The 21,373-nt window shown below is 57.7% G+C and carries 18 protein-coding genes and 1 pseudogene; all 19 read right to left on the bottom strand.

Annotation, left to right across the window (positions count from 1 at the left end):
* Positions 1 to 25: 25 nt before the first annotated feature.
* On the bottom strand, positions 26 to 466 hold the full coding sequence (locus tag PA598K_RS20230; protein WP_128658702.1) for a hypothetical protein: 441 nt from the start codon (positions 464 to 466) through the stop codon (positions 26 to 28).
* Positions 467 to 511: 45 nt separating this feature from the next.
* Positions 512 to 1,771: a HipA domain-containing protein gene (locus PA598K_RS20225; RefSeq protein ID WP_128658701.1), complete on the bottom strand. Its 1,260-nt coding sequence runs from the start codon at positions 1,769 to 1,771 to the stop codon at positions 512 to 514.
* A gap of 143 nt (positions 1,772 to 1,914) precedes the next feature.
* Positions 1,915 to 6,522, bottom strand: coding sequence for an S-layer homology domain-containing protein (locus PA598K_RS20220; protein WP_185602127.1), 4,608 nt, complete (start codon positions 6,520 to 6,522; stop codon positions 1,915 to 1,917).
* A 2-nt stretch (positions 6,523 to 6,524) separates the two neighbouring features.
* Positions 6,525 to 7,184: a hypothetical protein gene (locus PA598K_RS20215; RefSeq protein ID WP_128658699.1), complete on the bottom strand. Its 660-nt coding sequence runs from the start codon at positions 7,182 to 7,184 to the stop codon at positions 6,525 to 6,527.
* Between the two features lie 146 nt (positions 7,185 to 7,330).
* Entirely contained in the window at positions 7,331 to 8,797 is a 1,467-nt protein-coding gene (locus tag PA598K_RS20210; protein ID WP_128658698.1) for an ABC transporter substrate-binding protein, read from the bottom strand.
* A 163-nt stretch (positions 8,798 to 8,960) separates the two neighbouring features.
* A complete protein-coding gene (locus PA598K_RS20205) occupies positions 8,961 to 9,845 on the bottom strand; it encodes a carbohydrate ABC transporter permease (RefSeq protein WP_128658697.1) in 885 nt (294 codons plus the stop codon).
* A gap of 10 nt (positions 9,846 to 9,855) precedes the next feature.
* Positions 9,856 to 10,725 (bottom strand): carbohydrate ABC transporter permease, encoded by an 870-nt coding sequence (locus PA598K_RS20200; protein WP_221414157.1) that lies wholly within the window; start codon positions 10,723 to 10,725, stop codon positions 9,856 to 9,858.
* A gap of 518 nt (positions 10,726 to 11,243) precedes the next feature.
* Positions 11,244 to 11,597 (bottom strand): AMP-binding protein, encoded by a 354-nt coding sequence (locus tag PA598K_RS20190; RefSeq protein ID WP_260405511.1) that lies wholly within the window; start codon positions 11,595 to 11,597, stop codon positions 11,244 to 11,246.
* The gene (locus PA598K_RS20185) at positions 11,560 to 11,901 is read right to left on the bottom strand and encodes an AMP-binding protein (protein WP_128658693.1); all 342 of its coding nucleotides are present in this window, start codon (positions 11,899 to 11,901) and stop codon (positions 11,560 to 11,562) included. The genes PA598K_RS20190 and PA598K_RS20185 overlap by 38 nt, the downstream gene beginning before the upstream one ends.
* A 163-nt stretch (positions 11,902 to 12,064) precedes the next feature.
* Entirely contained in the window at positions 12,065 to 13,024 is a 960-nt protein-coding gene (locus tag PA598K_RS20180) for a BtrH N-terminal domain-containing protein (RefSeq protein WP_128658692.1), read from the bottom strand.
* Between the two features lie 23 nt (positions 13,025 to 13,047).
* Positions 13,048 to 14,040 (bottom strand): methyltransferase domain-containing protein, encoded by a 993-nt coding sequence (locus PA598K_RS20175; protein ID WP_128658691.1) that lies wholly within the window; start codon positions 14,038 to 14,040, stop codon positions 13,048 to 13,050.
* Positions 14,037 to 14,873 (bottom strand): FkbM family methyltransferase, encoded by an 837-nt coding sequence (locus PA598K_RS20170; protein ID WP_260405515.1) that lies wholly within the window; start codon positions 14,871 to 14,873, stop codon positions 14,037 to 14,039. The genes PA598K_RS20175 and PA598K_RS20170 overlap by 4 nt, the downstream gene beginning before the upstream one ends.
* A gap of 38 nt (positions 14,874 to 14,911) precedes the next feature.
* Positions 14,912 to 15,724, bottom strand: coding sequence for an ABC transporter permease (locus PA598K_RS20165; protein ID WP_128658689.1), 813 nt, complete (start codon positions 15,722 to 15,724; stop codon positions 14,912 to 14,914).
* A 4-nt stretch (positions 15,725 to 15,728) separates the two neighbouring features.
* Positions 15,729 to 16,538, bottom strand: coding sequence for an ABC transporter permease (locus tag PA598K_RS20160; RefSeq protein WP_128658688.1), 810 nt, complete (start codon positions 16,536 to 16,538; stop codon positions 15,729 to 15,731).
* Entirely contained in the window at positions 16,522 to 17,520 is a 999-nt protein-coding gene (locus tag PA598K_RS20155; RefSeq protein ID WP_128658687.1) for an ABC transporter ATP-binding protein, read from the bottom strand. Before PA598K_RS20155 ends, PA598K_RS20160 begins: the two co-directional genes overlap by 17 nt.
* 46 nt (positions 17,521 to 17,566) lie before the next feature.
* Entirely contained in the window at positions 17,567 to 18,745 is a 1,179-nt protein-coding gene (locus tag PA598K_RS20150; RefSeq protein ID WP_128658686.1) for a radical SAM/SPASM domain-containing protein, read from the bottom strand.
* 56 nt (positions 18,746 to 18,801) lie between these two features.
* Positions 18,802 to 19,896, bottom strand: a complete 1,095-nt coding sequence (locus PA598K_RS20145) for a radical SAM protein (RefSeq protein ID WP_128658685.1) — start codon at positions 19,894 to 19,896, stop codon at positions 18,802 to 18,804.
* Between the two features lie 19 nt (positions 19,897 to 19,915).
* A complete protein-coding gene (locus PA598K_RS20140) occupies positions 19,916 to 21,043 on the bottom strand; it encodes a UDP-glucuronosyltransferase (RefSeq protein WP_128658684.1) in 1,128 nt (375 codons plus the stop codon).
* Positions 21,044 to 21,080: 37 nt separating this feature from the next.
* Positions 21,081 to 21,373, bottom strand: a pseudogene (locus PA598K_RS36365) (hypothetical protein); the annotation flags it as partial.

Here is a 21,373-nt window from a genome sequence, read left to right as displayed (position 1 = left end):
TTATTGCAGTCGCAAATTAGCATGCTCAATTGCTTGATATGGCCGGAAACGGATACTTCGAGAGAAATTGATTGTATTGCTTTAACACGTTCTTGACTTCACTTCGAGTAGAGTCCAGTCTTAGTGCTTCAGTTATACGAACCGCTTGATGAATGGCCTCTTTTAACCCATTATCGTTTTGTTCTTCGATTGCAACTAAACAATAGTCCATGAATCCCTTGATGTCAGCATGGGATTTTTCAAAATACAGGCCGCTGTATTGCAACGTAATTATTTGTCCCTTTACATAGTCATTCGATTTTTTCTGTTCAATATCATTCATGATTAACGATAGTAATTGATGCTGGCTCAGCAGTAAGTTTTTAATCTCCTGATTATGCATTTCATTTTCCTTGTAATTCGAACCCCACAAAAATGACAGCACGCATAATATTGCTGCTACGATGAAAATAACAATTCGCTTCATTTCACGCTCCTTAATAAAGGTCATTCTCGCAGATCATCTTGTGTATCATTCATGCGCTCGCTCATCCCCCTCCAGACGACCGCTATAGGCGATGTCCTGCCTTACGTCAGCTGCCTGGTCATCCATCCGACCTTGAGTCTGGAGCGTAAAGATCAGTTCCTGCAATTGCTCGATTCGTCCTCGCACCCCCCGGCCAATCGCCTGGGCTCGCGCCTCATCCACGAAGATCGATCCCTGGAAAATTTCATTGATCTCTTCTTCAATACCATCTAACGCCGATAAGTTTAGCCATTCAAAGGTCGTAACGAGTTTAATTTGTTCCCGGTGATTTTGCTTGAAGGGCTTGCAGGTAAGCCGTTTATCACTTCCGATTAACCCCAGCGGCTTCGAGAACCAAAGCGATGACCCGCTATCGTATATGGGCGCCGCCCCTATCCATTCCAAACGCTCTGCATGGCGGATAGCCCCAAAATTGTTTTGATGCCGATCCTCGTTAGCGATCAAATAATCGACCACAATCATCCGGTCAAGCGCTTCAACGATCCCGGGGATCCCTAACGCCTCGCAGCAGTTGATGTAATGCTGATACACCGATACATGATTGGGCTTTTGGCGGGTATGCATGATGTACCAGGCGGTGACAAGCTCTGTCTGCGGAGTAGTAAAATTTTCACATACGCTATATGGATAATCCTCCTGCTCGATGAGCTCATAGGGAACATGCGGAATGCCCAATCGCTCCATAATTCGGGTAGCAATCACCTCATTGTAAGGCTCCTGTTGGACCGCCCCGCTCCCTCCTTTAACCAGACAGCGTTTCCCCTCCATAATCGCCCATTTCTTTTTCAGCCAGCCATCCGTTGTATTGTCAGGAGATACCAGACTTATAGCGTCTGAAGCGCCTTTGCCAAACAATACATTTCCGACATCCTCCGTAAATGCATTCTCAAAAAAGTTAATGTCGCTCCATTTGAGGCTTGATGCAGAAGGACGGATCCAATAGTGATCGGACAAGCTTAATCCGTAGCTTTTATCCAACAGTTTTTGAGTGGTTGATAAATGCAGCTCCAAGAGAGCTTCGGCAATGCCGTCTCTACTGGCAGGGATTGCTCGCCCGGACCACCATTCGTTCAGAGCGGCTCGATCCACCTTCCCTTTCTTAACAGGTATACCCACTGGAACATGATGCTGCGCGTAGACTCGTCCAATGGATGAGATCGTCACTGTCGCCGGATCTAGCTCAATCTCAGCCACAGGCTTATGTTTGTGCATAAGTGTGTAAGAAGTGGTCCCAACGTCCGTCATGCCGCTCACCTCACTCTTTACTGTGCAATTGAATCGAGTATTATTGAACAATTCTCCAATCTTCCACCCATTCCCTCCTTGAACATAATATTTCTGGAAGTCTTGCTAGATAGGGGGCCCAATCGAGCCCCCTCCAACACCTCTTATCTGCTCCAGATCCGGTAGAAGATCGCAGCTGCCTCGGCCCTTGTCGCCAGACGTTGCGGCAGGAAGCGGCCGTCGGGGTAGCCTCCGATCGCGCCCGCGGCGTGCAGTGCCTCCACAGCCTCGCGAGCATAGACGCTGATCGCTCCCTGATCGATAAACGCAGGTGCCTGTGATAGGTCGCCTGTCTGCCCCAGCTCCGGCAATGCCCGGTACAGCAATGTCGCCATCTCCTGACGGGAGATCGGGTCCTGCGTGCCGAATCGGCCGTCTCCCCGGCCCTGGACGATGCCCAGCGCATAGGCGGTCCCGATCGCTACTCGATACTCGCTATCCGGGTCGACGTCGGAGAAGCTGGCTGCGTCATCGCCGCTACCCTGGAGCTGGAGCAGCGCCACGAGACTCTGCACGAACTCGGCGCGCGTCATCGGTCGATTGGGCTCGTACTGGCCGACTGACGTACCGGTGACGATCCCCCGCACAGCCAACGTCTCGATCATCGTCTGCGCCCATCTCGCCTCTGTGAGATCGGCGAAGGGCGCATCGACCTCCATCACGCCGAAGCGCCCGGATATCCCTGCCGGGAAGGTGACGATGCTCCGAACGCTATCGAATCGCGACGCGGCGATGGCAGACGAGCTGCCGTCCTCGGCGATGGCGAAGGCTACGATCCGATGCGGCTGCTCCTCTGTCCGCTGCACATAGCCAAGCGAGAGCGTGGCCGACTCTGCGCCGATCCCGATCGACTTGCCATCCACCTGCAAGGCATAAGTATAGACAGGTCTGTCCTGCCAAGACCCTCTGCGGCTCGCAGGCCACTCGTCGACAGTCGTCTGCTGGAGCCGGATGGTCAATGGACGGGCATCGGAGGCGCCGCTGGCTGCCAATGTCTGCCACGGCAACGTCAGCGTTGCGCCGTCGATGGTCACTACCAGCGTATCTGCCTTGCCCTTCATGTTCTCGATGACGCTGGCAGGGACCCGTATGACTGCGCCGTCAGCCGCCTTGCCCTCTCGCTGGACCTGCACATGCAGCGCGTCGCCAGCCTGCTCCAGCGCCCGCCGCGCGTCTTCCACCTCTAGCAGGATATCCGCTGCATCCGCGGCTGACAGGTTCACGGTCAGACTGCCTGCTGCTGCGATTACCGAGGGCTCGCCTTCGTCTGGGCTGCCCCCCGGGCTAACGCCTGGATAAACAGGATAGTAGCTGCCCGGGTTATTCCCTCCGGAGTCGTCTTTCTCTTGGGGCCCCATCAGCACGATGCTGCGGAACAGCGACGCATCCTTTGTTCCGCCGATACCGCCGCCCCACTCGATATAGCCCTTGCGGCCCTCTCCATCGTTATCGTTGACGAGCACCGACAAGCTGAATACTTGACCCGCTACCGGCTGCAGCGGTCTCAGCTCGCTCCACGGCAAGCGAAGGCGATACGTGGTCAGCTTCTTATCCTCTTGTCGTTCGATCTCCAGCTTGCCGTTGTCTACAGTGCCGCTCTTCAACCCCTGCATCGCCATCCAGCGATAGATCTCCGGTCCATCCGGCGTCATCGCCAGTCCATATTCATACCAGCTCCCGCTGTCGCCCGGCATTCCCGGAGCGATACTGAACTGGATGCCGTCGTTGCGGAAGATCTCGATCCCCGAGGAGCCATGAGCCATGACATCATCCTGGATGTCGCCGTTCAGATACAAGTATTCGTCGTCCCAGCGCACCGCCAGCGTGCCGCCCAGATCGGATGAGCCGTTATAGGCCGAGGGAGGATCGAACACGGCCTGTCCTTTGGCCAGGTCGATCGTGACCGCACTCCGCTTGTCCGTCTGTTGCAGGACACGGTTATAGTCGAGTTGTCGGGTCACCTGGATCGGCTTGTAGCCATGGACGTCGGCCGTCAGGCTCAGCGGATAAGTCGTGCCCTCGACCAGCCCGGGCAGCGCAATCTCGTAATCCCATCCCTTCCCCGGCGCTATCGCAGGCGCCTTGGCCAGCTTGCCGCTTGACGTGCCCACGCGCCATTGGATATCGGAGATCGCCAGCTCCGCATCCGAATCATTGGCGAACCGGAGGCGCAGCGATAGCGGGTCACTGCGACCTGCGGATATTAGCGGCGTCATGCTCAGTCCCTGATAGGTGAGGGTAAAGTCGTCCTCCGGCGCCTCCGGCAAGCCTGCCGGGTCGAGTCCTGGCCCGCCATACGCCCCGATGTTCGGCGCGCCTGTCGGCGAGACAGCGTTGCCCCAGTAATCCCGACCGCCATTGTTCGGAAGGACAGTCCCTGCGCCCAGCGCCGGCGAGCCGTCCCGCAATTGATAGCCGGATACGGAGCTCCAGCCCTCGGCTGCTCCTCCCTGGTAGACGAGCAGCGGGTTGGCTGTCACTTTATTCGGGTCGGCTGGCTCGCTTGTCGGATGATTGCCGTAGAACAGATTGCTGTCGAAGACACCGCCCGTACCCGGCAGATTATAGCCGCCGCTGCCCAGATTATAGATCAGGTTATTTTTGAAGGTATAAGGGGCGTTGACGTCCCCTGCATCGTCCCACTCGTGATCGATAATTTTAGCATTCGAATTCGCTCCGAGATAGACGGTATTATTGTAGATTTGCGTGCCAGCCGATACGCCCCCGGCAAAGGTGAAGGCATGCTTGGCATCATTCTGGCTAATATTGTAACGCACGATGTTGTTGGTCGAGCCGATCTCCGTACCGGGGGTATTCGTCGCATCGACGAACAGGATAAAACCGCCGGCATTGTCGTGGCTATAATTGTATTGCACGATGCTGTCCCGGGTATCGATATCGAGATTGAAGCCCTGCCCGTCGCCCTCAGGCTTATACGTGTTGAACGCTTCGTTGAACTGGACGATATTGTTTTTGCCGCGCGTCGGCCAGATCGCCGCCGTCCCGTTGAATTGCCCCGGCTCCGAGTATACGCCAGCGCCCTCGACAACATTATGCTCGATCAAGCCGCCGTCCACCCCAAAGGTCAGGATGCCGTCGCTATCGGATTCCTTGACATAATTCTGCCGGATGACGACCTGCTCCGACGCGTAACCGACGCCGTTCCATACTTGATCCCAGACGACGATCCCCGTACGTCCGACGCGCTCCACCGTATTGCCCTCGATCAGCACCCCATCGAAGCGGTCCGTACCTGCGCCTCCCGCATAGACAGCGATGCCGCCGAACGCATGGGGGTCGCCGCCCGCATAGCGGAAGCTGCCCGATACATCGTGAACATAGTTATCTGAGATGCGAATGCCCGACAGCGTACCCGCTCCCGCATTCTCGATGAAGATGCCTTCACGGAATACATCGCCTCGCTCCGATGCATAGTTGGTAATCTCGAGGTTCTGTATAATCCAGTGCGATTGGTTCCTCAGGTAGACCGTCCCCCCTGCGAGCCCGCCGCCGTTGATGATCGGTTTGGGACCAGTACCATACGAGGACAGCGTGATCGGATGCTCAGCCGTGCCGCTCCCCTTGGGGGACAGTTGACCGGACCAGATGCCTCCCGTCTTCAGCAGGATACGATCGCCTGGCTTGAAGGTCCGCTCGTTCACTGGACTCAGCGATTGCCAAGCGCTCTCCGGCGTTCGCCCGTCATCGTCGTCGTCTCCGCCCAAGGCGTCCACATAGTAATCGCCTTGCCCTGCGGATTGGACGCGATTGGAGACCGTGACGGAGCCTATCTGCGTACGCCAGGCTACCGCGTCTCCAGACACCTCCAGCTTGAGGTAATGGGTATCCGCCGGAACGGGAGCGCTCGGTGTGTATGTAGCTCTGCTCCATGCGGCATCGCCCGTCGAGACGGGGGTATCGTGCGAGGTCTGCAGCTCGTACCAGACGCTGCCATCCGTCGAGCCATACCATACGATCTCTGCTGTCGCGTCGGCGAAGCGATGGATGTCTGCCGAGAACGTCCTCACGCCGTGTAGATGATAGGTGATCGACTCGGGAGTATCTGCGGTAGGCACCAGTCTCGTCGCATCGCCGCCAAAGTTGGCCGGACCGCTGCCGTCAAAAGCCCAGCTCGCGGTATGGGCATCCACCTTGGACCAGTCCGCCAGCTCGTCCTCGATCGTCAGCGGCACTGTAGCGATATTGCTTAGCCGCACTGCACCGAGCTGTGTATGCCAACTGGTGATGTTACCTGTGATCTCCAGCTTAAAGTAGCTCATGTCCGCAGCAATCGCTCCGGCAGGAGAGTAGGTGACCCCCTTCCAGGCTGCGTCGCCAGAGGAAGTCGGCGTATCATGCACAGCCGCAATCTCCGACCAGACGCTGCCGTCTGCAGACCCGTAAAACCGCAGCGTCGCCTGCGAATCGGCAAAATAATAAAAGCGCACTTGAAAATCTTGCACCTCGTCAAACGCATACACCAGATACGCCGGATCCAGATTGGTCGGCACAGCTCGTGTCGCATCGCCGTCGAAGAACGTCGCGCCGCTGCCGTCGAGCGTCCAGTTCGCGCTCCTATCCATGACAGCAGACCAGTCGCTCAGTTCGTCGCGCAGCTCCAGCTCGGCATGTGCCGATACAGGCGCAGCCGGGAGTCCCGCCGCCAACAGCATGACGACCGCCAGGGTCGCCGTTAACCACTTTCTCAACATCTTCATTCCTCATTTCTGTGAGATGTCTTCCACGTCAAGCGAGCTGCCGCCAGTCGACGGTCAACCAACGCCTCATAGGCTAAGTGCGGGGCGAGCTTGTCGCTGTCCGCAAGCTCGCCCCTCTCCATCAACGACTCGATGGCCGCATTGCGAAGACCGCTCCTGTAGTAGCTGTAAAAGGCGCTCGCTTCGAATCGCATCGGCCCGTAGATCACTTGCCCCGCTGCGACAGCGGCGGCTCTTCGTTCATTCTCCGTCTCCAGCGCCGCCAGAATAGCCGCATAGCTGATGTCCTCCACAACGCCCGCCTCCTGAGCGATCCTCCGCTCTATTAGCGCCCGCGCGGCTTGCTCGCCAGCTACTGCCCGCAGACGCTCCGTCGGCGTGCCGCCATCATAATGCCTCGACCAAAAGCCCGCATCCATCTGCGCGCCATATTGTCTGCGGTATTCGTCAGCGACGAGCGCCCGGTGACCGTCCATATGCAGCAGCAGCTCTTGCTCAGCGATCTCCACGCCGTCCACAACCACTGCCGCTCCTGTCGCATCAGACCAGCTATGCGCCCAGACGATAGACGCCCATAGACATCCCGCTACCAGAGCCAACAGGACCAGCGCTGTCCAGCGCCGCCCCTTGGCCGCTGCTCCCTTCCGCCTTTGCATCTGTCATCCTCCTTGCTCTGGCTGCCTGTTGGCCGATGTCGGATAAAGCGCTTTCTAAATGGCGCCAATTTCTCCAGCTTCGAGGCAACGAACGGGCTATCGCCTCAAGGGCAGTGCCTTGAGGCGATAGCCGCGAGCCATTGTGCTTATTGCGCTTTATCGAGATAATCTTTTTGGAAGTCGACGACGGCTTTATCCAGCAAAGCTTGCGGATCGGCGTCCTTATTCGTCAGCACGGTCTGGATGACGACATCAAGTGTCTTATACAGCTCTTGTGCATTGACCGGCTCTTCCGGACGCAAGCCGTTGCCGCCATTGGTCATATAATCCTCGAACATCGCCATGTTGACATTCGTATACTTCTGGATGATTTCCTGCTCGGCCGCGATACGATCTTCATTGATCCATACGCGCAAGCTATGCGGACCTACGATCATACCCTGTTCATTGGAGGTCTTGGATTGTGTCTCCAGCCCGGCCAGTGTCTCCGGTGTCGCCTGCGGGGAGAAGCCCCTTACCTCCAGCCACTTGAAGGTCGCTTCCAGTTGCTCGGCTGTCGCCTGCGGCGCGAACATGTACAAGCCCCCGCCGAGCAGCGTGACGTTGCCCTTCGGCCCTGCCGGCAGAGCCGACATCGCCAGATTGTCCTTGGACATCTGGAAGCCCTGGATCATCGCGTTGCCCCAGTCCGGCACCCCGAAGCTCATGCCGACCTGATCCGTTCCGAACATCTGGAACATGTCGGTGCCGATATCGACGAGATTGTTCGCCGGGAGCACGTCATATTTCCATTTCAGATCCTTGACGTATTGCAACGCAGCGACCGCCTCCGGCGAGTTGAATACCGCTTGCCATTTGCCATCCACCTGCGCTTCGAATTCCGCGCCGTGCGCCCAGGCGATATTCATAAACATCCAGCCGCCCTGATTGTTTTTGGTAGGGAAGAAAAAGCCCGCCTTGCCTGTTTTGTCTTTGATCGTCTTTGCCGTTTGCGCCAGTTCTTCATAGGTTTTCGGGAAGACAGGCACGCCCTCAGCATCGACCAACCCCGCTTCCTTGAACAGGTTGACGTTATACATCAGACCGATGACATAACCGTCCTTCGGAATGCCGTAGTACTTGCCATCCTTCTGGATCAGCTTGAGCAGGTCCGGATTCAAGGCGCTCGTCCAGTCGTTTTTCTGGAGCAGGTCCGTAATGTCCGCTGAGTATTTGGCCTTGATAATCTTATCCGCTTCGGTGAAGAACGTCTCGTAGATGGTCGGCAGTTGCCCGCTTGCCGCCTTCGGCAGGAAGGAGCTGACATCGTATCCCCACTCATCCTTCTCCAACGTAATCCACGGGTAGCTCGCCTTCATCTGCGCTACATATTCGTCGTAGATTTTAACTTGCGCTTCCTCATTGGGCTTTGGCCAGTTGCTAATCTTGATCGTCACCGGCTGCTCCGCATTCCCGGACTCGGTGGTCTCGCTCTTTGCCGGAGTCGTACCTGAGCTGCCGCCTGTGTTATCCCCCCCGCTCTTGCCATTGCTGCTGCATCCCGCAGCCACCAGGGCGACCATGCACAGCAGGATCATAACCGCTTGCCAACCTTTTGATGTACCGAGTTTCATTTGTATTCCCCCATCTTTCCTATCAGAGTGGATTGCATTAGAGCCTAAAGCGCTTTCTTGTGAAGGACATCTTTATCCTATCATGCACCCTCAAATCGCAAGTAGGCGTCAAACCTGCGAAACGGTTTGTAAATCTGTCTCCCTCGGAGTATGCAGTCACGCTCTAGCCCTTAATACCGCCGCCGATCGAATACCCTTGCATGATGTAACGCTGGAAGATCAGGAATAGCAGCACCGGCGGGACGATCGCAAAGGTCAGCGCGACAAACTGTATGTCCATCGGCAGGGTTGCCTTAAGGTTATAGATGGCCACCATGACGGTCCACTGCGACTGATCCTTCAGCACCATATAGGGCCAAAAAAAGTCCATCCATACCCCGTTAATTGTTAATATCGTAATCGTGATCAGCACAGGCACACTGAGCGGCAGTACGATACGGAAGAAAATGCCCAGCTTGGTCGACCCATCGATCCGCGCCGCTTCGATCAGCGAGACGGGGATCGTGTCGAAGAAGTTTTTGAAGATGAGGATCGTCACCGGATTGACCGCCGCCATAAACCACATCGGCCAATAGGTGTTGGTCAGGTTCAGGTGCAGCAGCGGAAAGTCGACAATATTGCTGAACAACGGCACCATGCCTACTGTATTGGGCAGCAGCACCGTCCACAGAATCAGCAGAAAAATAAAACCGCTGCCTCTGGGCTTGAGCTTGGAGAAAAAATAGCCGGCCAAGCCGTTGAACAACAGACAGAACGCAACAGCTCCGAGCGTCAAGTATCCGGTATTGACATAGTACTTCATAAACCGGAACTCATTCCAGGTCTGCCACACCTTCTCGATATGAAATGACCGGGGGATGATCGTCGGAGGGATGGCATAAAACTCCTTGATATCCTTGAAGCTCGACATAATAACCCATAACGCCGGAAAAATACAAATCGCCGAGACGATGATCATAGCCGCGAAGATGAGCCAATAGACCAGCTTGACCCCGGGCTGCTTATACTCCAAATCCCCTATAATACCGGAGCCTTTGCCTGTTTTCATGGATGCTTCACTACTCCCTTTCCCATTTCTTCTCGAGCTTGAAGTAGACGATGGTCAGCAGCATGAGGATGACGAAGGTGACGACCCCAAGCGCCAGCGAGTGCCCCGCCTCGAAGTAACGGAAGGCGTAAAAATAACTCTGCAGCATCAGCGACATCGACGCGTTGCTCGGACCGCCCTCGGTCATAACCAATGGCTCGTTGAACACCTGGAATACGCCGCTTACCTGCAGGATCAGCATCAGACTGATCATCGGAGCGATCTGCGGCAGCGTAATGCTGCGGAACTTCCTCCAGATGCCCGCGCCGTCAATCGAGGCGGCTTCGTACAGATCGCTGTTGATGCCTTGCAGGCTGGCGAGGTAGAGCAGGGTCGTCGCGCCAAAGCTGCGCCAGGTAATCGTCAGAATGATCAGGAGGATCGTCATGTCCGGGTTCTGCAGCCACTCTTGCGTTGGCAGTCCGAACCAGCCCAGCAGCATGTTGAGGACGCCGCCCTCTCCGGGATTGAACAGAAACATCCACATCAGCGCTGCAGCGATGCCTGGCACCATATTAGGGAAAAACACCGAGAAGCGGAATGCCGACCCCCAATGCCGCATCTCATTGATCGCGATAGCCACCACGATCGGCACGGCAAATCCGATGACAAGCGACCAGAAAACATAGACAAACGTATTGACTAACGTCTGCTGGAATACGGCATTTTGCATGACATCCAAGTAATTCTGAATCCCGATCCACTCGACGCCCTCAAAGCCCTCTGTACGAAAAAAGGACAGGATGATCCCTTGAAACAACGGCTGCCAGGAAAAGAAGAAGAAAAACAGCAGCGTCGGCACAATCAACAGCCATGATGACCACTCTCTTAACCAGTACAATATAAATGCCTTCCGTTTTTTTGCCTGCCCGAGGGGCGTTTGAACCTTCAGGTTACCATGCATGTCCGCACCCTTCCCCTGTGTATCCGATGTAGTACATTCATGTTAACGCTTCCTGATCCCAGGGTGAATGAGCCATACCTGCGAAATCGTTTGTGATCCTGTCAACCTCCACAAAATACAAACAAGACCGCCCCAGGAAGTAAGGGGCGGTCTTGCATTGTTCGATGATACGGGTGCCCTGTCGCGGTTTCGAAGTACCGCGAGGGTCGGCTCTGACAGGAGGCGATGAGCTTGTAAGATGACAGCTATACTTTACGACAAGATCGGTGGATGCATGGGCTGATCGAGGAATCCGCTGCCTGTCATAAATGTAAAATATCGCTCCAGCAGCTCCGTATTCATGTCGGGACAGACGATTCCTGTATCCGCCAATGCGTTTTGAGTGCTGGACGAGTCGTAGACGGGCATGTTCTCGTACAACTCCCAGACGGTCTTGCCCTCCTCCACCTGTTCCGTCAGCAAGGGCAGGAAGGGCGTGTCTCGGTTGGTCCATACCCGTTAATAATCTTCGTATTCAGCAGATGTCTGAGCGCTCGATGAGCGATAGCCGGGGACATCACGTCTCCGCCAGAGATGACGTATCGCACAGACGCCAGGCATGCGAGATGCTCCTCCACCATGAGATTGAACAGCCCGGGGGTCAAGAACATAACGGTGACCTTGAAGGTCGAGATCGCCTCGGCGACGACATCCGGCGACAGCCTGACGCGAGCAGGAATGACAAGGGTCAACCCGTTCAAGAGAGCAGACCAGATCTCCAGCGTCGAGGAGTCAAAAGAAATACTTGATAGAAATGCTACGATATCCAAGGGCTGCAAGGACAGGAAGGAGGGCTGGTAGGTAAGATGCGCAACGGCTCGATGGCGAGATCAGGACCCCCTTTGGCGTACCTGTCGTGCCGGACGTATACATCATGTAGGCAAGCTCTGAAGGCGTGACGGCAATAGGCGGTCGGGACAGCGGCTGTTGGCCGATCACAGGAGCTGCTTCGTCGACATTAATCAAAGGGTCGAACAGATGCTGAACATACGCATGGCTGTCGGACTGCGTCAGAAGCAGACGTATCCCGGCATCCGCCAGAATAAACCGGATACGCTCCTCGGGATAGTGCATATCAAAGATGACCCCTCAACTACTGAGGTCATCCAGTCAGCGCGCACCATGCGTCAATCGCTGCATCTTATCCTAATTGGCAAACGTGGGTTGTTCGGTTCTTGTCCTGCCTGATGGGCAACCTCTCATTGACGGCTCCGCGGTAGATGATCTCGCGACCTCTCTATCTACAATGGGTATCCACCAGCCGTAGCTCCTCCTCAAGGATCGACGTCATCTTGCGGACGATGCTCCGCTTGACCGGCTCCAGCATCCTGCCGGCAGCGTTGATCTTGTAGAGCATCCGCCGGACCGTCATCCAGGCGTTGGCCATCTGCCAGAAGCCGTCTGCCAGCTCGTCCAGCTCCGTCGACGGATACTGTCCGGCGATGTAACGGGTCGCCTGCGCGAAGCCGACGCGGATCTCCATGAGGGCGACGAAGTTGAGATGAAAGATCGACCGGGCAAAATCCATGTACCTCCGGCTCTCCGCCTCCAGGTCCAGCTCGGCCTCGATTGCAGCGATTAAGCGTCGCATCTTGTGCTGGTACTCAGGGTTGTAAAATCGGCGCAGCCGCTCTGCGAGCGCCTCCAGCAGTACCGGGGCCGAGGCCTCCTGCGGCTGCGACAATGCGAACCGCTTCACCTCGGTAAGCCCCTCTTCGTACAGCGCCAGCGGAAGCCGAAGCTCCGTCAACTGGTAGAACGGGTCGACGCAGACAAAAGCTTCTTCCTCGGGGTCATAGCCGGTGACAAGAAAGTGGTGATACGGGTAATGTAAGCGTCGATATCCCCAGAACCATGGACAACTGTACACGTCAAACGCCAGCATGACAGGCAGTCCGACCGCCACGTCTGCGACAACATACTGCCGCAGTTCATCGCTGCTTCGCTTGCCTAGATGAGTGATTGTGATGCCGTGGAACCGTTCGAGATCGTCGAGATTGTCGATGTAGACCATCTCGAACCGATCGCCGATGCACTCCCCTGCGATCGTATCGTCGTACTCGAAGCGCCAGTTGGCGAGCTGGTACATCTCGTAGCTGTACCCCGTATTCCGCGCTATGGTCGCCAAACAATCCTCCATGCAGCAATAACCGGTATCCCCGTCGATCCTCGGCACGCGCGCAAGGTTTAATTGCATCTGCGCTCCTCCTCTCGTCTTGTTTAATCCGGCTTGACCAGCTTCATCATTCGATAGACGCGCTCGCCTCTCCGCATCTCCTCGTACTTGCGCGAGCCGGGCAACGCGATAAAGTCGCCGATGTCGGTGATGGCGCTCGGAGTGCTGGTGCTGTCGGTGCCGGTACTTACTCCCAAGGTGCCGCTGACGGCGGCGATTCCCTGCTGCCCGGTACGCTGGCGAGCGTTCTCGTCGCAGGAGAGCAGCACATTGGCCGTCATATCCTCGTCCCGCTCGATGAGCAGTCCCGCCTCCTCGAGCATCCGCAGATGGTGCCGAGCCTCCTCCGCGAGCATCAGCTCGGTGTAGAGGAGGACGCCGCCAGGCCTGAGGATGCGGCACACCTCGCGGTAAAACCGCTCCCGGTGCGGGTAGGCGTGCGCGGACTCGATGTTGAGCGCGACCTCGAAGCTCTCCTCAGCGAACGGCAGCCGCTCGGCATCGCCGACGAGATAGCTGACCTGCGGCAGACGATTGCGCGCGCTGCAAAAGGCGATGTTCGCCTCACACAGATCCAGCCCGACCAGGAGGCGGGGCTGGAAGTAACGGACGAGCGCCGCGCTGTTGCCGCCGCGTCCGCAGCCGATATCGACGACGTCGCGCCCCCGAAGGTCGGCATCGCCGACGACCTCGAGCAGGAGCCGCAGCGAATTGCGGTTGAGCCCATGCGCCTCGGGTTCGATGACCGCCCGCTGCGGACGACCGTTCGGCACATAGCCAAAGTTAAGATGGGTGGCGAACCGCTCGACTCCGGCCCGAGCGAGCCGCTCGGCGATCTCCGCATACTCCCGCTCCTCCTGCGCCTTGGCCTGCCACGTCTGCGGCTCGCGCTCAGCCTCCCGCTCGTCGCGCATCGCAATATAGCTCGGATGCACCGGATAGCTGGCTCCGCATGCCCGGCAGTCCAGCCGATCCTCCGAGACGTCCAGCTCGCTGTGGCAAGCGACGCATACCAGCATCTCCAGCAGTCGCCTCATGAAGCGAAGCTGCGATTGATCGCATACACGTTATAGTAGTCCGGGATATTCAGATCGTCGTAGGCGTCGATGACGACGCTGAAGCCCTGGTCTTCGAACACCTGCCGCAGCCGTCGCAGCTGCGCATCGTCCAAGTTATGCACCTCCATGACGACCTGTCTGATCCTCGTCCAGTCGTCGCGGCCGATCCCCTCGAGCACCTCGAACTCGCTCTTCTCCACATCGATCTTGAGCAGATCGACCTGGGTCAGCTCGTAGCGACGCATGATGTCGGCGATCGTCGTCAGCTGGCAGCGATACACCTGCTCCTTCATCATCCGCGGCGTCATCACATGATCGACGAACCGGTTGAGCGAGCGCTCGTTAGCGAAGTCGTCGCGATAGTGGTTGAGCAGACCGAAGCGCAGGTCCTTGTCATGATCCTCCCGGTACTTGAGCTGCACCGAGTCGGTCGACATCGTCGGGAAGTAGGCGAACGCCGCTTCCTTGTTCTCATCCGAGAGACCGCAGTTGACGATCGTCACACCCGGCAGCGCGCTCGTATTGAGCTTCAGAATCTCATAGGTCGGCGGCAGCGGCTCGAAGGCATAGACGCGGCAGCCCGCGCTCTTGCTGTTCACGAACAGGGTGAACATGCCGATGTTGGCGCCGACATCGAGCACCGTGCTGTTGTCCTCCAGCGCGATGCCATGGCGGAAGTACATCTCCTTGCGGAAAATCTCGTCATACAGGAACGACGTCTCGCCTTCGTTGTTCTGATACACCTCGAGCCCGTTGGGCAGCCGCTTCTTGACGATCGGCGGCGCATCGGTCGGTTGGCCGCTCACACTCATGCCGTTCACCTCTCCCTCTTCGATTGGTTAAGCTCTCATCAGCTGCTGGCGCTCGCGTACCGCTTGATCGCGAAGCTCCAGAACAGCCGCACGGCGATCAGCGTCAGCACAGGGGCGACGAAGATCCAGATCGCCAGGAACACATCGAGCCGATCGATCAGATAGACCGCCGGCATGTTCGTCATGAACAGCACGGGCAGGACATACAGTCCGAGTCGGCGCAGCCAGTTGGGATAGATATACATCGGCATGTTGTTCAGCTCCCAGCTCTTGTCCATAATCTCCGTGATGGCGCCGGACTTGACCGTCCAGAACGCCAGGATCTGCGGCAGCAGCAGCACCGAGTAGGCGACGATAGCGCCGCTGATGATGACGCCGATGTACGCCGCGATATAGAGCGGACTGGTGCTCAGCTCCAGACGCTGCCAGGCGATGACGACCATCGTGATGCCAGCGATCAGATTGGGCAGCGGCAGGGCAAAGTTGATATGGCGGAACGAGATCATAAACTGCGTCGATACCGGCTTGGTCAGATACATATCAAGCATGCCGTTGCGGATATGGCCGGACAGCGCGTAGAAATTGTCCATGAACAGCCCCGTATAGATGGCGATCATGAGCGTATAGGTGCCCGTGAAGATCAGCATCTGATCCGGCGTGATGCCGTTGATCTCGATGCCGAGCCGGAACACGAACAGCACATACACGAGCTTGGTGAACAGGAAGACGAACTCCATCGTCAGACTGGAGTAGAAGTTGGCTCGGTACTCCATATAGCCGATCAGACTGTTTTTGGCGAACCGGTAATAGACGCGCATATGCTTCCAGATTTCTCTCACGTTATAGTCCATCGCGCTACCCTCCCACGGCCACGTATTTCTTCATCCCGGCCGCCCAGCATACCCGGGAGACGATCAGCAGCACGCCGAGCCAGACGACCTGCACGAGCAATCCATTCAGGATCGCCGGCTGCGCCAGGCTGCCGTTCAGGATATTGACCGGGAAGAAGACGATGTACTGGAAGGGCAGCAGGCTCGAGATGCGCGTCACCGTATCGCCGAAGATATCGAGCGGGAAGATCGCGCCGCTGAGCAGATAGACCCCTTGGTTAAACGCGATAAAAATGCCCCACACCTCGGTCACGACAAAGGCGAGCGCGCTGATCGAGTAAAACAGCAAAAAGTTAATGAGCATCCCCAACACGATGCTGGCGAAAAACAACAGCGTCCGCAGCGCCTCCAGACGGAAATCCCACACCTGCATAAAGAAAATGACCATCGCCGCCATCATCAGCAAAATAATCGCCAGCTGCACCGTCTTGCCGCCGAGAAAATTGCAGATGCGATACGTAAAATAATGAATCGGCTGGGCGATAAACTTGCTCAGCCCGCCGGTCTTGATGTCATTGGACACCTCGCCCTCAAAGCCCGCCGAGACGAGCCGCGAGACGACGCCGGAGAACACCGAGTAGATGATCATCTGCGGGTAGGTGTAGCCGTTGATCACCTCCTGCGGCGAGCTGTTGAAGACAGCCGTCCACAGGAAGCATTGCACGATGACGATAAACGTGCCGCTCAGGATGCCGAGCAGGAAGTCGGTGCGGTACTCCATCTCGTTTTGGACGCCGAGCATATACGTGCGCCGATACTTATGCCAGGCTCTCATGTCGGACCTCTTCCTTCTGGTACAAGCTCTCGATGCCTTGCTCGACCGGGATATCCTCGATCGTGAAGTCGAGGATCGGCAGCCGCTCGAGGATCAGCTTGGAGTACCGTTGCAGCTCGCGCTTATCGACCTCGAGCACGGCGCTTGCCCCGTCATGCTTGCGGATCTCGCCAAAGCCGAGCAGCGCCTCGCGCTGCACCTCGTCGGTGAATTGCAGCTTGATGATCTTCTTCGCATTGAACAGCTCGTTGATGCGACGCAGATCGCCGTCGTAGACGGTGCGGCCTTCATTAATGATGATCGCCCGCTTGCACAGGTCCTCGATATCGGCCATATAGTGGCTCGTCAGGATGACCGTCGCCCCGGTCTGCTCGTTGTAGTGCTTCAGGAACTCGCGGATCCGCTTCTGCGAGATCAGATCGAGACCGATCGTCGGCTCGTCGAGGAAGATCACCTTGGGCCGATGGATGAGCGAGGCGATCAGCTCCATCTTCATCCGCTCGCCCAGCGACAGCCGCCGCACCTGGACGTTCAGCAACTCCTTCACATCGAGCATCTCGGTCAGCTCATCGAGTACCTGGCGATACGGCTTCTCGTCGAGCTCGTAGATGCATTTGTTCAGGTAGAGCGACTCGCTCGCCGGCAGGTCCCACCAGAGCTGCGACTTCTGCCCCATGACGATGGAGAATTGCATCTTGAATTCCTTCTTGCGCTCCCACGGCACGAAGCCGTTCACCGTCGCCGTTCCGCTCGTCGGGTAGAGGATGCCGGAGAGCATCTTCAGCGTCGTCGTTTTGCCGGAGCCGTTGGGACCGAGGAAGCCTAGCATCTCGCCGGGCTCGATCTCAAAGGAGATGCCGCTGACTGCTTCCTTGATCAACGTCTTGCGGAACAACAGGTTTTTTAGCGAATGCTTGAGCCCCTGCTCCTTCTTGTAGTACTGGAAGCTTTTACTTAGCTGTTCGACTCGGATCATGCTCAACTTGCGCACCTCGTTTCATATCTGTCCGTCATATCTGCATACAGGTTTACACGCCGTGCAGGTGCAGCACGCTGCACTTGGAGCAGGCCGGCGTCAGCCTCTCGTCCATCAATTCGCGAATCTGACGATAGGTGTTGTTGTGCCACAGCTCCCGGACCGGGCCGTCGTTCAGATTGCCGATCTCGAATTCCTTGAAAAACTTGCAGGCGATCATCGTGCCGTCCGGCGTAATGTCCATCCGGTTGGAGAGCGCCAGACACTTCTTGTTCATCGTGCCGCCGCCCGCCAGCTCCTGCCCGAGCACAAACGGCTCGATCTGGTCCGGCTCAAGATTGGGCTGATAGCGCACCAGCATCTTCCAGGTGCGGCTATTGATTCGCTCCAGCTCCTGCAAGAGCGCAGGGATATAGTCCGGGTCCAGCTTGTAGTTAAAGGCATGCCAGCTCCGCTCGCCTCGCTGCTCGCTGGCCGGCAGGAAGTCGAAGTGGCGGTCGAAGTAATCGTCCATCCCTTGCGTGCACTCGTCCGAGATGTACCAGGGGAAGCAGACCATCACCAGATCGACGCCCAGCTCCTCCAGGAACGCCAGCAGGTCGTACAGCTTGCTGGTCATCGCGTCATTGATGACGGTGTGCACCGAGATGCGGCCGCGGAATCGCCCTTCCTCGCGCAGCTGCACGAGCATGCGGATGGCGTCGATCGCCTTGCCGAACACGCCTTTGCCGCGCAGGGCATCATTTTCCTCCTCGAAGCCATCGAGCGCGATCAGCAGCTCCAGATTGTCGGAGATGCGCAGCAGCTCCTCGATCCGCTTGGGGATGAGCACGGCGTTGGTACAGATCGTCGTCTCGCGCGGATACTGCTCCAGCAGCTCGACGAGCCGGTCGAAGCGGCTGTAGACGAGCGGCTCGCCGCCCCAGATATAGAGCCGCGAGCGCGCCGGCTCGGTCTCGACGATCACTCTCTCCAGCAGACCGATGTCGAGCTGCTCGCGCTGCTGCTGCAGCGTCATGTAATGATGGTAGCCGGTGTCGTTCCACTGGTAGCAATGCTTGCAACGAAGATTGCACTGGTTGGTCAGCTTGATGCCGACCGACTCCGGCAGCGGCGTCGCGTAAGCGGGCTGCTTCTCCTTGTTGCGCTTCGTCTCGACAGCGGTGCGGATCGTGCGCTTCAGGATCTGCAGATCCCTTGGCGTCCGTTTCACTTCCGTTTTGGGTCTCATCGCATTCCACTCCCTTCAGTTCTTTTTGACTCGATGAGCGCGCGTACATCGATAGGTCAGTAGATATAATACCGGGAGCAGGCGGTGCAGATCGGCAGCATGTTCTTTTTCATGTAGGCGCGGTAGTTCTTGTACTTGTCACCATTCCAGATCGTCATCAGATCGTCGTCGTTCACATTGCCGAAGGTCAGATCGTAGAAAGCATGGCAGGGCGACACCTCGCCTCGCGCCGTAATCTCCGCATACGTCCAGGGCAGCGAGCAGCGATTGCGCTTGTCGGCCATCTTGCCGAACTCTCCGCCAAAGTAGTTGCGCAGATTATCCTCGTCAACCGTCTTTGGATAGGTGATGACCTCGATGTCGCGAGGGAGGCAATGATCCTTGACCACATGCAGCTGTCGCGTCAGCTCCGGGATATCGATCTGGCTGAACGAGCTGCTGTCGCTCCACACCATGCCTCTGGCATACGGCGCGTCATGGACGTCGAATTGCTCCCGCAGCACTTCCTTGTACTGCGCGTACTGCTCCTCTGTCGCATAGAGCTGCACCTCCATGCTGATATGATCAAGCATCGATAGATCGAGATGCTGGAAGAAAAACTCCTCGATGTACATATAGTTCAGCGGCGTGATAATAAACGAGACGCCCATCTTCGGATACGTCTGCCCCTTGCTCTGCCGCAGCTCATAGAGCTTCTCGATGCCGCGGATGACCTTCTTGAACACGCCTCTGCCGCGCTGCCGGTCGTTGATCGCCTCGGGTCCATCCAGCGACATCCAAATCTTGCGCGGCGCCGTCGCGACCAGCATCTCGGCATGCTGCTCCAGCAAAGTGCCGTTGGTCGGGAAGTCGGCGTAGCTGCCGTGATGCTGGATCAGCTCAAGGATGTCGCCGAGCCATGGATACAACAGCGGCTCGCCGCCGAAAAAGTCGTAGTACGGCTTGCCGGGGCTGCAATCGATGATCATTTTTTTGATGACCTCGGGGTCGAGCTGCGCCAGCGTCTTCTTCTGCTTGTACGGCCCCTCCAGTCCCCACTCGTAACACATCTTGCAGCGCAGGTTGCACTCCTCCAGCAGTTGCAGCACGATCCAGCGCGGATAGCTCATCGTCCGCTGCATCGTCTCGATACTCGGGCTTGTTACGCTCATCACATGACCTCCTTGGTCTTCAAGAGATTCGTAATGCGGGGTCGACGTGTACGCGGTCGCAATAGCGGTCGACATAGTCCATCCCTTCGGTTGCCCGGCTCTGCAACGCCCGGTGCATCGTCTCCAGCGCTTCCGAGGCGTAGCCGCTCTCGCGCCAGCGCTCGTAGCGCATCCCGTAGCCGAGATGCTCCCACAGCTCGGCGTTGCGCTGCTCATGACTGCCGAACGGCTCGAGCAGGATGATCGGCGTCGCCGTCGCGAGCGAATCGATCAGCGTCCCGGCGCCGGGCTTGGCGACGATCGCCTGCGCGCTGCCCGCGATATCGATCATCCAGTGCCGATCCTCGCGCGGCGCATGACGGATCGTCTCGCCGTCCGTCAGCTCCCACAGCGGCGGGAAGCCGTGACGCCCCTCGGCGTCTTTGACCCAGGCGCACCAGTCCGTCGCATTCATCAGGTACCGATGACGCGGGTCGAGCGGCGATTGCGAGTCCGGGTAAGCGATGATATCGAGAGCATAGCCGCTCTCGGCGAGCGTCGGGATTGTCTCGCGGTACGTCCCCATGCCCCACCCCCCGCCATGAACGACGAGCCGAGCTTCCCGCTCCGCGAAGGGCCGTCGGGAGACTGCAGGCACACTCACCTCGCATCGGATATCCAGCTTGTCGCGGTCGTACAGACAGGCGTCGTAGTACGGCTCGTTGTATCGGGGATGATATCGCTTCAGACTCTTCCAGGAGGGCGCCAGGTCGGAGTCGACATAGAGCAGATCGGCATGAACCGGCCGGGGCTGCATCCGCTCCCGGTACCGGTCGAGGATGTACACCCAGTGGCCGGACAGCGAGATGAACTCGCGCCGATCCTCCGCCTCCCAACCGTCCAGCAGCTGCTCGACGCGGGCATCGTCGATGCTCTTGCGGATGTCCATCGGCAGCCGCGCCGACAGGTTCGCCAGCGCAAAGTCGCGATGGTACGCCGCCCGGCTGTCGGGGATATGGTCGATCTTTTCCTGCTCCATATAGCTCTCGAAGACGAGCACCTCGGTATCGATGCCGCGCTGCCGGAACCCTTGCGCCACCAGCAAGCCGGGGATATAGAAGCCAAGCCCGAAGCCGGAGCAGAGGATGGTGATACGCCGGTTACCCATAATCCACTTCCTTTCTAATTTAGAGGTGATCACGCCCTCAGCCCGCAAAGCCCGCCAGCGTCTCGTGGACGCCGCTCATAAGCGCGTCGCGCTCGGCCGGATCGGCGATCACATACAGATAGAGCCGGCCCTTCGCCGCTTTGGTCGGGACGCCCTGGCGCTCCGCCAGACGCTGGTGGATGAATAGCGTATTGGCGCTCAGCGGCACGACGCCGCTGCCCTGCTCCGGCCGATAGAGCTGGCCCGCCTGCTCCAGCGCCGCGAGCAGCGACTCCATCGACTGCGCCGCCGATGCCTGCACCGTCACGGAGGTCATGCTGCCGGAAGCCC

Origin of the sequence: Paenibacillus sp. 598K (genome assembly GCF_003851045.1) — a bacterium.
In the GTDB taxonomy this organism is placed as follows: domain Bacteria; phylum Bacillota; class Bacilli; order Paenibacillales; family Paenibacillaceae; genus Paenibacillus_D.
Note: the sequence above shows the minus strand (reverse complement) of the source record. Positions and strands in the feature narration are given on the sequence as shown.

What these genes read in the sequence shown, in the direction of transcription:
- PA598K_RS20230 (WP_128658702.1), bottom strand. Translation starts at nt 466, where the DNA reads ATGAAGCGAATTGTTATTTTCATCGTAGCAGCAATATTATGCGTGCTG.
- PA598K_RS20225 (WP_128658701.1), bottom strand. Translation starts at nt 1,771, where the DNA reads ATGACGGACGTTGGGACCACTTCTTACACACTTATGCACAAACATAAG.
- PA598K_RS20220 (WP_185602127.1), bottom strand. Translation starts at nt 6,522, where the DNA reads ATGTTGAGAAAGTGGTTAACGGCGACCCTGGCGGTCGTCATGCTGTTG.
- PA598K_RS20215 (WP_128658699.1), bottom strand. Translation starts at nt 7,184, where the DNA reads ATGCAAAGGCGGAAGGGAGCAGCGGCCAAGGGGCGGCGCTGGACAGCG.
- PA598K_RS20210 (WP_128658698.1), bottom strand. Translation starts at nt 8,797, where the DNA reads ATGAAACTCGGTACATCAAAAGGTTGGCAAGCGGTTATGATCCTGCTG.
- PA598K_RS20205 (WP_128658697.1), bottom strand. Translation starts at nt 9,845, where the DNA reads ATGAAAACAGGCAAAGGCTCCGGTATTATAGGGGATTTGGAGTATAAG.
- PA598K_RS20185 (WP_128658693.1), bottom strand. Translation starts at nt 11,901, where the DNA reads ATGCACTATCCCGAGGAGCGTATCCGGTTTATTCTGGCGGATGCCGGG.
- PA598K_RS20180 (WP_128658692.1), bottom strand. Translation starts at nt 13,024, where the DNA reads ATGCAATTAAACCTTGCGCGCGTGCCGAGGATCGACGGGGATACCGGT.
- PA598K_RS20175 (WP_128658691.1), bottom strand. Translation starts at nt 14,040, where the DNA reads ATGAGGCGACTGCTGGAGATGCTGGTATGCGTCGCTTGCCACAGCGAG.
- PA598K_RS20170 (WP_260405515.1), bottom strand. Translation starts at nt 14,873, where the DNA reads ATGAGTGTGAGCGGCCAACCGACCGATGCGCCGCCGATCGTCAAGAAG.
- PA598K_RS20165 (WP_128658689.1), bottom strand. Translation starts at nt 15,724, where the DNA reads ATGGACTATAACGTGAGAGAAATCTGGAAGCATATGCGCGTCTATTAC.
- PA598K_RS20160 (WP_128658688.1), bottom strand. Translation starts at nt 16,538, where the DNA reads ATGAGAGCCTGGCATAAGTATCGGCGCACGTATATGCTCGGCGTCCAA.
- PA598K_RS20150 (WP_128658686.1), bottom strand. Translation starts at nt 18,745, where the DNA reads ATGAGACCCAAAACGGAAGTGAAACGGACGCCAAGGGATCTGCAGATC.
- PA598K_RS20145 (WP_128658685.1), bottom strand. Translation starts at nt 19,896, where the DNA reads ATGAGCGTAACAAGCCCGAGTATCGAGACGATGCAGCGGACGATGAGC.
- PA598K_RS20140 (WP_128658684.1), bottom strand. Translation starts at nt 21,043, where the DNA reads ATGGGTAACCGGCGTATCACCATCCTCTGCTCCGGCTTCGGGCTTGGC.